Below are 11,528 nucleotides of genomic sequence, written 5' to 3'. Positions count from 1 at the left end.
TCGACTTGCATGTATTAGGCACGCCGCCAGCGTTCGTCCTGAGCCAGGATCAAACTCTCATAAAAAAATTTGAAACGATCAACGATCGTTAAGCTCTTAATTGACTTCGCTCGCATTACTGCTTGCTGTTTTGTTTTTGCTTCTATCTAAATAGAAACACCTTACACTATTGGTTCGTTTGCTTGCTTTGTTCAGTTTTCAAAGGTCTACTTGTACGATTTTCTGTTATTTTCTAAATCGACAACTACATAAGTATATACCATGTTTTGTTATTTGTCAAACATTTTTTAATTAAATCATTTGTTAAATCAACGTTTTTCAAATACGTTTTGCAAAACACTTTGTTATAATATCATCAGCTATCGTATAAGTCAACAACTTTATTTCGTGTAATTAAATCGCGTTTCTTCAAAAGAAACAACTTAGCTATCATAGCATCTTATATTCAATAATGCAACTATTTTCTATTCTTTTTCTGAAATAACTTTTAAATCCATTTATAACTAAAAAAGAGTGATCAAATCAATGATCACTCTTTTTATTCTTCTCTTAGCGAGCGATGCGGATCTTGAATCCGTTTGAATAGTTTTTCCATGTCTGCATTGCTAAAATGAATCAACACTGGCCGGCCGTGCGGACAATTAAATGGATTGCTGCATTGAGCCAATTCTTTCAATAAAATACGCGCTTGCTTTTCATCTAGATAATGATTGGCCTTAATTGATTGTTTACAGCTCATCATAATTGCTGTTGCCTCTCGAAACTCTTTGATTGAAATATATCCTAGTTCTAAAAACATTTCTACCAATTCGCGGATCGTTTGCTCTTCTTTCCCTTTTAAAAACCAAGCAGGATGTTCACGTATAACAAAACTGTATCCTCCAAACGGCTCTAGCATTAATCCAATTTGTTCAAAAACGGCTTTCGCTTCTACTATCTTAAGGTATTCATTTGAAGGATATTCGATAACGATTGGAACTAAAAGTGCTTGCCGATCTGTTGTCACATCTCCGATTTGTTCACGGAAGAGTTCATATTTGATTCGTTCTTGCGCTGCATGTTGATCGATAATATATAATCCTTCTTGGCTTTGTGCAAACAAATATGTTCCATGCATCTGACCAAAATATTCTAATACTGGAAACCGCTCTTTAGTGATCGGTTCATCTACTACTCGCTTGATCATTTGCGTTGTCACTTGTGGTGTTTTGTGCAACGAAGAAGACTCTTTATCGTCTGTATCGGCTACTTGATCGTTTATAGACATTGGTTTTTCTGATAGTATCTCACGATTTTTTTCTAATTGAAATTCATTTTCTTCTATTATAGTAGAAAAATCAGCCTTTTGATCTTCTTTGATTGAATTTGGTACATAAAACTCACCAGACCGTGTGTCGTAAGCTAAACGATCTGACATCGGTTTTTGCGGCATTTCTAATTCGATTTGTTCTGTTTCTGGTAGTTTGGGTTTAGCAAATAATTTATTCTCATAAGCGTTAGGAATCAAATTCTCTTCTTTTAACGCGTCGCCAATGCTTTTTTTGAGTAATGTCACCAATTCTGCTTCTTTTGATAAACGTACTTCTTGCTTAGTTGGATGTACATTGACATCAACTAATAAAGGATCCATCTCAATTTCAATAATCGCGATTGGAAAACGCCCTACCATCAATTTCGAACCGTATGCTTGCGTGATCGCTTTATTGAGCACAAAATTTTTAATGTATCGACCATTGATAATCGCTGAAATATAATTGCGGCTAGCTCGAGTCACCTCAGGTAGAGAAATGTACCCATGAATATTAAAATCCAAATCCTTGCCTTGAATTGGGCGCATTTTTTTCGTCGTCTGTAAACCATAAACACCTGCGATCGCCTGTTTTAAGTCTCCATTACCACTAGTACGCAACATTTGATTGCCTTCATGAAATAAACGAAAGGCGATGTTTGGATGACTTAGTGCTAGACGATTGACGATGTCGCCAACATTGGAAAGTTCTGTCTGAATCGTTTTTACATATTTCAAGCGTGCTGGTGTATTAAAAAATAAATGTTCGACCGTAATTTTAGTCCCTTGGCGCATCGCAGCTTTCTCAAATGTTTCTTCTTTTCCACCAACTAATACGAGATAGCTTCCAGATTCTTCACTTGAGAAACTCGTTTCGATCGTGACTTTTGCTACTGAAGCAATACTTGGCAAAGCTTCTCCACGAAACCCAAGTGTCCGAATACGAAATAGGTCTGCTTGATGATAGATCTTACTCGTCGCATGACGTTTAAATGCTTGTTTGACGTCTTCTTGTGCAATCCCTTCACCATTGTCGACAATCTGAATCTTTTTTAACCCTGCTTCTTCTAGATAAATATCAATTTGAGTACTCGCTGCATCGATGGCATTTTCGACTAGTTCTTTCACCACCGAGGCAGGACGTTCAACCACCTCACCAGCCGCAATCTGATTGGCTAACTGTTCGGAAAGTTCTAAAATTTTTGCCATACTTGCCTCTTTTCTTCATGCTATGATTTCTTTAATTGTTGTTGCCATTTCACAACTTGCATCATCACGTCGATCGGTGTCATCATCGATACATTCAGTTGATTTAATTCACTTAACACCGGATTATCTTCTGCAAATAAATCCAATTGCTCAACAGGTTTTATCTCCGTTACAGCAGCTGGTTTCGTAACTGGTTTAGCAACTGGTGTCGTTGTTTCTAAATCAGATAAGATCGTCGTCGCACGTTTTAAAAGTACTTCAGGTAGTCCAGCGATTTTTGCAACGTGGATACCATAACTTTTATCAGCAGGCCCTTCCATCATTTTATGCAAGAACACCACTTCACCATTTTCTTCTAAAGTACCTACATGTTGATTGACGACTTGTGGCAAGGTTTCTGCCAATGCAGTCAATTCATGGTAATGGGTTGAAAACAATGTTTTTGCTTGTACATGTTCGTGAATATACTCAATGATCGCTTGCGCTAGCGCAATTCCGTCATACGTAGCCGTCCCTCGTCCTAATTCGTCAAATAAAATCAGACTATTTTTGGTTGCATATTGTAATGCTTGATTGGCTTCCATCATTTCAACCATAAAGGTACTTTGGCCTGCAATCAAATCATCGCTTGCACCGATTCGAGTGAAGATACGATCAAATATCGGCATCGTAGCCGATTGGGCTGGTACAAAGCACCCGATTTGCGCCAAAATCACCGTTAACGCCAGCTGACGCATGTATGTACTTTTCCCAGACATATTTGGACCGGTAATCAGCGAAATCATCGTATCTTCTTTCATGATCAAATCATTGGGGACATATTCTTGTTTGCCCAGTACTTTTTCAACTACAGGATGGCGCCCATTTCTGATCTCTAATTGATGGGCGTGAGTCAATGTCGGTTTTACGTATTGGTACTGTTCACTCACTGTAGCAAAGCTTTGCAAGACATCTAACGTACTGATCGCTTTAGCTAATTTTTGAATTCTAGCGATCGATGCCTTGATTTGTTCACGCACCTCTAGGAATAAACGATATTCTAACGCGGTTGATTCTTCTTGTGCTTCTAGGATCATTGTCTCGATTTTTTTTAATTCTGGTGTGATAAATCGTTCCGCATTGGACAAAGTTTGCTTACGATCAAAATACTCTGGTGGTGTAAAGGTCACTAAATTCGCTTTTGTGATCTCAATATAATATCCAAATACACGATTATAGCCCACTTTCAAATTTTTGATCCCCGTCGCTGCACGTTCTTTTGCTTCTAGATCAGCTAGCCACTGTTTTCCATTGCGCATCGTATCTCGGTATCGATCAAGTACAGGATCAAATCCTGCTTTAATAACATTGCCTTCTGTGATCTGTAACGGCGCTTCTTCATTAATTGCTTCTTGAATCAAAACAACTAAGTCTTCTAACGGCGATAGTTCTTCTAAAAGTTCATAAAATACTTGTTGGTCTAACGCTTGCACCGTATTGCGAATAGCTGGTACTTGTTCTAGTGAATGGCACAGTTGCAATAAATCACGCGCATTGACATTCCCAAAAGCGACACGCCCAGCTAATCGTTCTAGATCGTACACACCTTTTAGTTGTTCGATCAGTTCGATCCGTTCAAAAAAAGCATTGAGCCATTGCTCAACTTGCAATTGACGACGTTCGATCGCTTGTTGATTAATTAAAGGATAATCGATCCACTGTTTTAACAAACGTCCGCCCATCGCTGTTTTTGTTTCATCTAGCAGCCATAATAACGTTCCTTGTTTTTTACCCGAACGCATCGCTCTGGTCAATTCTAAATTCGCTTTTGAATAATGATCCATCTTCAAAAAATGTTCAGGTTGATACTGTTGTGGGACTTGCAAGTGATCTAGTTGTCTTTTTTGTGTCCGTTCAAGATACCCAAATAATAAAAAGAGCGCTTGTCGCTGTGCGATCGAGTCGATTGCTTCCATCTGTTTTGTGCGCGTTTCTTCAATTGCTTGTTGTGAAAAGACAATCCCTAAACGTTGGTTTAGTTTTGTTTTGATCGCATCTTCTAGATCTGCGATAACCATTTCTTTCGTCTGTAAGGCACTTGTTTCATCTAACAATACAGAAATATCTGTAAAACTAGTGACCTTGATCTCACCCGTACTTAGATCCACATAGGCAAAACCAAATTCATCCTCATATTTCACGCAAGCGGTTAAGAAATTGTTTTCCTTTGAAGACAACCCTTTTCCATCCATGACTGTCCCTGGTGTCACGAGTTGGACAACTTCTCGCTTGACCATCCCTTTAGTCGTTTTAGGATCCTCAACTTGTTCACAAATCGCAACTTTATATCCTTGCTCAACTAAAGTATCGATATAGCCTGCTGCAGCGTGATGTGGCACGCCACACATCGGGATCGGATCGGTTGCATTTTTATTCCGACTGGTTAGTGTCAACTCTAATAGCTGTGCAACAGTTTGTGCATCTTCATAAAAGAGCTCGTAAAAATCACCTAGACGATAAAACAAAAATGCATCAGGATAGTCTTTTTTGATTGAAAAATATTGTTCCATCATTGGAGTATGTTTAGTCTTTTGAGGCATCCAATGGTTCCTCCTCGATTACATGATTTACTTTTTTTTGTAGTGTTGTTGTAACATATTGCAACAATTCATTTGCTTCGTATAATACATCGCGGTAACGAACAACTAACGGATGTTGATCATAAGTAGCTTGTAGTTGCTCGATCTCTTTAATCGCGATTTTTTCCGCTTCTGGTTTATCATAATGTGCATACTGTACTGCATCTTTTTGCGCACGCTTGATTTGTGCTTCTAATTCTTTCAAGACAGTATTGTTTTGCGCACGCAATTGTACTTCTTTAAACTCTCGAATAATTGGATGTGACGCAATCAATTGCTCTAATATTTCTAGCTCTTTTTGGATTGACTCTTCCATCGACTGCCTACTTTCTTATTCCATTAATGGTCGATCTTCGCTAATTTGGAATGCTTCGATTTTTTTAGCTTTCCCTGTTTGCGGATCTAGATCGATCACACAAGCACTCAGTAAAGCACGCCCCGTTTCCACGACTTCAAAACGTCTGGGCAGTGCTGTCATAAATTTTTCGATGACCGCTTCTTTTTTCATCCCCAATACGCCATCATAAGGTCCTGTCATCCCAACATCACTCAAATACGCTGTCCCCTTTGGTAAAATACGCGCGTCATTGGTTTGTACATGTGTATGCGTCCCTACTACAGCTGAAACCCGACCATCTAAAAACCAACCCATTGCTTGTTTTTCACTTGTGGTTTCACCATGAAAATCCACAAAAATAAACGGTGTCCGTTTTTGTGCCTGTGTAACGAGTTCATCGATCACGATAAATGGATCGTCAATTGGTGTCATAAAGGTTCGCGCTTGTAAATTGATTACAGCCAATTCGATTTGATTTACTTTGACATACACCAAACCCGTACCAGGTGTTCCTTTAGGAAAATTGGCTGGACGTAACATTTTTTTAGCAGTCGGGATAAATTCAAAAATATCACGATTATCCCAAGTATGATTTCCTAATGTGATTACATCGATACCATCTTGCAAAAATTTCTTATAGATTTTTTCTGTAATTCCGCGACCACCTGCAGCATTTTCACCGTTGGCGATCGTAACTTGTGGCCGATACTTCTTTTTCAACTTTGGTACATATTCAGAAATCGTATCTCTTCCTAATGATCCTACAACATCTCCAATAAATAATAAACGCAAACTTTAGCCCTCTTCTTTCTAGTTTCCCGATAGTCTTCATCAGCTATTATAAAGCTTTTGAGTATGAAAAAAAAGGATTGCTTCTTTAATGAAAGCAATCCTTATAGTTTAAAGCGATAGCGGGCGTTCATCTAATTCGTGGACGATAGTGCGAAAATCTAAAAAACCAGCGTCCAAGCCACGTAGTAACACCTCAGCAGTTCCGATATTCGTCGCTAGCGGAATCTCATAAACGTCAGATAAGCGGATCAATGCGGTTACGTCTGGTTCATGTGGTTGAGCAGCTAGGGGATCTCGTAAAAAGATGACTAGATCTAAGCGATCCTCAGAAATCATCGCTCCAATTTGCTGATCTCCACCTAAAGGACCCGATTTAAAACGATGGACCGGTAAATTTGTGGCTTCTTGGATTTTTTTACCCGTCGTTCCAGTTGCAAATAATTCATGCTTTTCTAAAATCGGGCGATAAGCAGATACTAATCGAATCATCATCTCTTTTTTGCGGTCATGTGCAATCAAAGCTATTTTCATCTTATACGCTCCTTATCCAATCAAGTTTAACTGTACCAACGCTTGATGAATCCCATCGTTTTCATTGGTATCTGTTACAAAATTAGCACATTTTTTCACTTCTTCTTTCGCATTTCCCATCGCGATGCCGACACCTGCTTGACTAAGCATCTCGATATCATTTAACCCATCCCCAAACGCAATCGTATCTTCTCTAGCAATCCCTAAATGATTGGCTAGAAATAATAACGTTTTTGCTTTGGAACCGTGTTTTGGAATAATATCGACACATTTTGGATGCCAACGAACGAAACTCAATCCTTCAAAAGCCGCTTCATCTAGTGGGTATGCCTCATCATAAAAGGCTAATCCTTGATAAACAGTCTCATTATAGTGGAACTGCTCGTCATATTCAGGTAAATGTGAACCAAAAGAATGCATCGCTTCTTCCATTTTGGCTTCATCAAACGCCGTGATCCGCTTGGTCTCATCTAAACTAACAAATGCAGTATCGATAGCATCTTGATGCAGCTTTTCTAAACAGGGCGCAAGCTGATCGACAGATAGTGGTTGTTCAAATACTATTCGCTCTTTATGTAGTGCGACTGAACCATTACATACGATCGCATACTCAAATCCCAGTGTATCGATTACTTCTTTGGCAAGTAAATGATTACGTCCTGTAGCGATCGTCACAGCATGACCTTGATCTTTTAGTTGTTGGATCGCTTTAATCGTACTTTCAAGCGGTTGTTTTTGTTCATCTAAAAGTGTTCCATCTAAATCAAAAGCAATTAATTTTCGTTTCATCCTGACACTCCCTCCTACACATATCTTCATGATAACGGAATGTAACCGTTATTTCTAGTCAAAAGAAAAAAGAGTGTCATCTGACACCCTTTTAATCCACATAACGAGATTTTGAATTGTTTAACCAAGCATAAACTAGTCCCATGACCAATCCACCACCGATATAGTTTCCTAAAAAGGCGAAAAATAAATTATGAGCCACACTTCCAATTGTCATTGAAGCCATTGTTCCTTTAGAAATAAAGAACGCTAATGAGAACGCTGGGAAGTTGGCGATCACGTGTTCATAGCCTAAGAAAGCGAAAATGAAGATAATAAATACGATAGCCATTACTTTTCCGGCATCATCTTTCATCCGCATGCTTGCTAATACGGCAATATTTACAACGATGTTAGCAAACATCGCTTCTACTAAGATCTGTAAAGTAGACTTATCTAACTTGCTGGCAATCGATTCGATTAAATACTCATTTGCATGCATATCTAAAAATGGTCCTGTCAATGACATCAAATAAGCAAAGATGACACCACCGATTAAGTTGAATAAAATACATGAAAATAAAATCTTGGCTGCATTGCCGATACCGATTCGTTTACGGTAGACACCGACCGTCATATATAACATATTCGACGTTCCAAGTTCTGCATTCATATATAAAATCATCACAAGTGACCAACTGAACATAAATGCGTAGAAGAATTTACCAGATCCTGGAGCGATGTGTTCTGCTTTAATCGCAACAGCAAAGGCGATCCCAGTACCTAATGTTAAAAACAAACACGCTAACATGGCACGAACCGCGTAACGTAAGTAACTGTGCTCGATCAAGTCCATTTTTTTCTCGATCGACAAATCAATTTTCTCAAACAATGGCGAGATTGGATTCATGAGTTTTCCACCTTTATCTTTATACTTTTTGTCTTTCCTTACATTCCTATTCTAATAACCTTTCTCTGATTTGTAAAGTAATTTGTGAAAAAAAACACGAATGATTTTATAATGAATCTTTTCTGTAAGGAAATAGTAATTGACAATATACGCTAAAACACAGTATACTAGTCTTTGTGTAAAATAATGCAGCAGGAAAATAATTATCCATCCCTAGTTTGTTGCCCGCAGAGGTTCAATTGTGTAACCGCGGCTGCAAAGGTGAAGATTGAAGAACAAACTACATGGTAATGAAGTTTTCAACGGATTATTTTACTCCAAACAAATAAAATTTATTGGAGGAAACATTTCATGTCACGTTATACAGGCCCATCTTGGAAAATTTCTCGCCGTTTAGGCATCTCATTATCAGGTTCAGGTAAAGAATTAGCTCGCCGTCCTTACGCACCAGGACAACACGGACCAAACAGTCGTGGTTCTCGTTCAGAATACGGTATGCAATTAACTGAAAAACAAAAACTACGTCACATGTACGGTATGAACGAACGTCAATTCCGTACATTATTCGTAAAAGCTAGCAAAATCAAAGAAGGTAAACACGGGGTTAACTTCATGGTATTACTAGAACAACGTTTAGATAACGTTGTTTACCGTCTAGGTCTTGCGACTACTCGTCGTCAAGCTCGTCAATTAGTAAACCACGGTCACATCACTGTTGATGGCAAACGTGTGGATATCCCTTCATACCACGTTGAAGTTGGTCAAGTGATCGGCGTTCGTGAAAAATCTCAAAACTTAAGCATCATCAAAGAAGCTGTTGAAGCAACTGTTGGTCGTACTGCTTTCGTAAGTTTTGACGATGAAAAATTAGAAGGTTCATTAACTCGCTTACCAGAACGTGACGAACTTTACGCTGAAATCGACGAAGCTCTTATCGTTGAATTCTACAACCAAAAACTTTAATTTTTGGACTTTACCAAAGCGAATTTTCGCTTTGGTTTTTTTATTGTAAAAAAGCTGTGACAAAAGTGGGCAGCTTAAAAAAATAAGCCGGCATGATTCCAATAATAGATTCATCTATTTCAGGAGTCATGCCGGTCTATTTATAAAAGAGCTACTTCTGGAACACCGTTTATTCGATTTTTAGAAGATGTGATAGACTTTGGTCACATCTCACTTGTTTCAGCTAATTCTTGCCATAAAGGATACAATTGCTCGATCGTCTTCAAGATTTCGTCTGTTAGGTTGGGAATTGTCACTACTTCTTCTTTAGTCAACATTCGACCAATTTGATACTCACTTTTCTTGATCGTAACAAAACGCTCTAAAATTGCATGACTTTCTGATAGCGGTGTACAATCAGAAACCAAATGACTCCCGCTGACCACAAAATCAGACGGAAATTTTGCAAGTTCAGCTTTATGTTCGATCAAATATTGGGCCATTTGCGCTTTTGTTTTTGGTTGATCAATCATCGCTAGCCAAATAAACAAACGATCGTCCCATAAACTTAACTGAAAATGGGCTTCCATTTTATAGCCACGCTTACTACGTCCGATTGCTACCCACGTATTCTCTGGGGCATGAACTGTTCGTCTACGGTGTTGGGCAATATGAACATAATACGTTTCGCCTGTTTTTTGTGTTAAATGCTCCGCGATTTCTTGTCCCAGCGTAGCAAATATCGGCTGGACATCTTTTCTAATCGCATCCATCCGTGCATCCAATCCTTCGACTTCAAATACTGCAAAACTTTCTTTGGTAAATCGCTCCATGTTGACCTCTTTTCTAAAACTCAAAATAACTAATCGATCGTTCAAATTCTTGTTGAAAAATATTAGGCTTCACTTTTTGATACGCTTCGTGATGTTGTTGCAATCCTTTTTTGACGGCTGCCATATTCGGCAATGCTTTTTTCGTATACTCTCTTAACCATTTTCTGGTCTCTGGCCATTCATACATATAACCTAGTGGCCGACAGTGATACGTAATGCCTTCGATTGTTTTTGTTTCTAACTTACGGTGAGTATGTCCAAAAACAACTTGCTTTACTTGAGGGTATTTTTTTAAAACCTCGTGGATTTTTTCTGAACCTAAAAAAGCATTCATTTGATCCCATTTTTCATAGGGCGGACGATAATCAGGAACAAAGGTGTGATGCGGGACGAAATGGGTCGCTAAAATAAGCTGATCTTGTGTTTTAAACGTCGCTAGATATTGATCCAAACGCGCAGTGATTTGTGCTAATAACTCAGGATCTGGTAACGCACGTGTGATTTTCCGATCATACCAAACAAGTTGCTTAAAGCGCGAAAAATCTCGTGGGATTTTCGCAAAAGAATAATCGTACCAACCATTCATTCCAATCAGATACCTATTTTTGTTTAACTTGTGGTGAGAAAAATTCAAAAACTGCGGATCAACATATGCTTCGATTTCTTCTTCACCGACTAAATCAGCCATTTCATGATTCCCCCAATGAAAGGTGACCTCAAAAAAGCGGCTAAAATAGTTGACCACATCAAGTGCAATAGCTTTGGTATTGGCACTATCTCCGGCAATATGGACGTGAGTAACCTGTTGATCGCTAAGGTGTGCTACCATTTTAGCGTAGTAGTTGTCATCAAACTGATTGATATCAACATGTAAATCCGAAATAACTGCTAAACGACTCACGCTGTAGGTTCAGCCTTTGAACGGGTCACGAGCTTCACATCAGAAGCTAAAATACCACCATCTGATTTTAACTGAATCCGACCATATGTTGGTTCGATCACCAAACGATTTTCTTGATCGAGTAAACGTGTTGCAGATTCTTTAAATGAGACAGGACCAACTGCCGTTTCGACTGTCAGACTATAATCTTTTAGCTCTTCGTCTGTATAGGAATCATCGACTAAAAACAACTGAAAACTAGGATTTAATTGACAAGAGATCGCATGGTCGACAAAAGGCCCCCGTCCATCTTCATTGTCGAGTAAGATGCGCTCGTTTTCTTGTTTTTTAGCTAAAATTTTAGCTGCAACTTCTGGTTGAATATCTAGTTTTAACATATCCCTCACTCCTTTTAAGTAA

11 protein-coding genes and 1 rRNA gene are annotated in these 11,528 nt (G+C 38.7%); 1 reads left to right on the top strand and 11 read right to left on the bottom strand.

The window, feature by feature from the left end; translation table 11 throughout:
• From ACWOEC_RS05960 to ACWOEC_RS05925, 8 genes are all read right to left on the bottom strand, one after another.
• Positions 1 to 65 (bottom strand): 16S ribosomal RNA (locus ACWOEC_RS05960); the annotation flags it as partial.
• Between the two features lie 473 nt (positions 66 to 538).
• A complete protein-coding gene (gene mutL, locus ACWOEC_RS05955; RefSeq protein ID WP_455306655.1) occupies positions 539 to 2,497 on the bottom strand; it encodes a DNA mismatch repair endonuclease MutL in 1,959 nt (652 codons plus the stop codon).
• Positions 2,498 to 2,517: 20 nt separating this feature from the next.
• Positions 2,518 to 5,076 carry a DNA mismatch repair protein MutS gene (gene mutS / locus ACWOEC_RS05950; RefSeq protein ID WP_455306654.1) on the bottom strand — a complete coding sequence of 853 codons (2,559 nt, stop codon included), beginning with the start codon at positions 5,074 to 5,076 and terminating at the stop codon, positions 2,518 to 2,520.
• On the bottom strand, positions 5,060 to 5,431 hold the full coding sequence (locus ACWOEC_RS05945; RefSeq protein WP_455306653.1) for a YlbF family regulator: 372 nt from the start codon (positions 5,429 to 5,431) through the stop codon (positions 5,060 to 5,062). Before ACWOEC_RS05945 ends, mutS begins: the two co-directional genes overlap by 17 nt.
• Before the next feature lie 15 nt (positions 5,432 to 5,446).
• On the bottom strand, positions 5,447 to 6,244 hold the full coding sequence (locus ACWOEC_RS05940) for a TIGR00282 family metallophosphoesterase (protein WP_297074421.1): 798 nt from the start codon (positions 6,242 to 6,244) through the stop codon (positions 5,447 to 5,449).
• Between the two features lie 108 nt (positions 6,245 to 6,352).
• On the bottom strand, positions 6,353 to 6,775 hold the full coding sequence (gene mgsA / locus ACWOEC_RS05935) for a methylglyoxal synthase (protein WP_297074420.1): 423 nt from the start codon (positions 6,773 to 6,775) through the stop codon (positions 6,353 to 6,355).
• Between the two features lie 12 nt (positions 6,776 to 6,787).
• On the bottom strand, positions 6,788 to 7,564 hold the full coding sequence (locus ACWOEC_RS05930) for an HAD family hydrolase (RefSeq protein ID WP_297074419.1): 777 nt from the start codon (positions 7,562 to 7,564) through the stop codon (positions 6,788 to 6,790).
• 91 nt (positions 7,565 to 7,655) lie between these two features.
• Entirely contained in the window at positions 7,656 to 8,453 is a 798-nt protein-coding gene (locus ACWOEC_RS05925) for a formate/nitrite transporter family protein (RefSeq protein ID WP_297074417.1), read from the bottom strand.
• Positions 8,454 to 8,804: 351 nt separating this feature from the next.
• Between ACWOEC_RS05925 and rpsD the strand changes: the two genes are divergently transcribed.
• Positions 8,805 to 9,416 (top strand): 30S ribosomal protein S4, encoded by a 612-nt coding sequence (gene rpsD, locus ACWOEC_RS05920; RefSeq protein WP_297077932.1) that lies wholly within the window; start codon positions 8,805 to 8,807, stop codon positions 9,414 to 9,416.
• Positions 9,417 to 9,619: 203 nt separating this feature from the next.
• On the opposite strand, the gene ACWOEC_RS05915 is transcribed toward rpsD, so the two are convergent.
• From ACWOEC_RS05915 to ACWOEC_RS05905, 3 genes are read right to left on the bottom strand one after another with little or no spacing between them, the layout of a single operon-like run.
• Complete coding sequence (locus ACWOEC_RS05915; protein WP_455306652.1) at positions 9,620 to 10,228, bottom strand: DUF1054 domain-containing protein; 609 nt, start codon at positions 10,226 to 10,228, stop codon at positions 9,620 to 9,622.
• Positions 10,229 to 10,241: 13 nt separating this feature from the next.
• Positions 10,242 to 11,129, bottom strand: a complete 888-nt coding sequence (locus tag ACWOEC_RS05910; RefSeq protein WP_455306651.1) for a metallophosphoesterase — start codon at positions 11,127 to 11,129, stop codon at positions 10,242 to 10,244.
• Positions 11,126 to 11,506 carry an iron-sulfur cluster biosynthesis family protein gene (locus ACWOEC_RS05905; protein WP_455306650.1) on the bottom strand — a complete coding sequence of 127 codons (381 nt, stop codon included), beginning with the start codon at positions 11,504 to 11,506 and terminating at the stop codon, positions 11,126 to 11,128. The genes ACWOEC_RS05910 and ACWOEC_RS05905 overlap by 4 nt, the downstream gene beginning before the upstream one ends.
• Positions 11,507 to 11,528 lie beyond the last annotated feature (22 nt).

Source organism: Enterococcus bulliens, from assembly GCF_053761865.1.
This window is presented reverse-complemented; position numbering and strand designations above follow the sequence as displayed.

Coding starts and splice junctions, on each gene's coding strand:
- ACWOEC_RS05905 (WP_455306650.1), bottom strand. CDS start 11,506: ATGTTAAAACTAGATATTCAACCAGAAGTTGCAGCTAAAATTTTAGCT.
- mutS (WP_455306654.1), bottom strand. CDS start 5,076: ATGCCTCAAAAGACTAAACATACTCCAATGATGGAACAATATTTTTCA.
- ACWOEC_RS05925 (WP_297074417.1), bottom strand. CDS start 8,453: ATGAATCCAATCTCGCCATTGTTTGAGAAAATTGATTTGTCGATCGAG.
- mgsA (WP_297074420.1), bottom strand. CDS start 6,775: ATGAAAATAGCTTTGATTGCACATGACCGCAAAAAAGAGATGATGATT.
- mutL (WP_455306655.1), bottom strand. CDS start 2,497: ATGGCAAAAATTTTAGAACTTTCCGAACAGTTAGCCAATCAGATTGCG.
- ACWOEC_RS05930 (WP_297074419.1), bottom strand. CDS start 7,564: ATGAAACGAAAATTAATTGCTTTTGATTTAGATGGAACACTTTTAGAT.
- ACWOEC_RS05915 (WP_455306652.1), bottom strand. CDS start 10,228: ATGGAGCGATTTACCAAAGAAAGTTTTGCAGTATTTGAAGTCGAAGGA.
- rpsD (WP_297077932.1), top strand. CDS start 8,805: ATGTCACGTTATACAGGCCCATCTTGGAAAATTTCTCGCCGTTTAGGC.
- ACWOEC_RS05945 (WP_455306653.1), bottom strand. CDS start 5,431: ATGGAAGAGTCAATCCAAAAAGAGCTAGAAATATTAGAGCAATTGATT.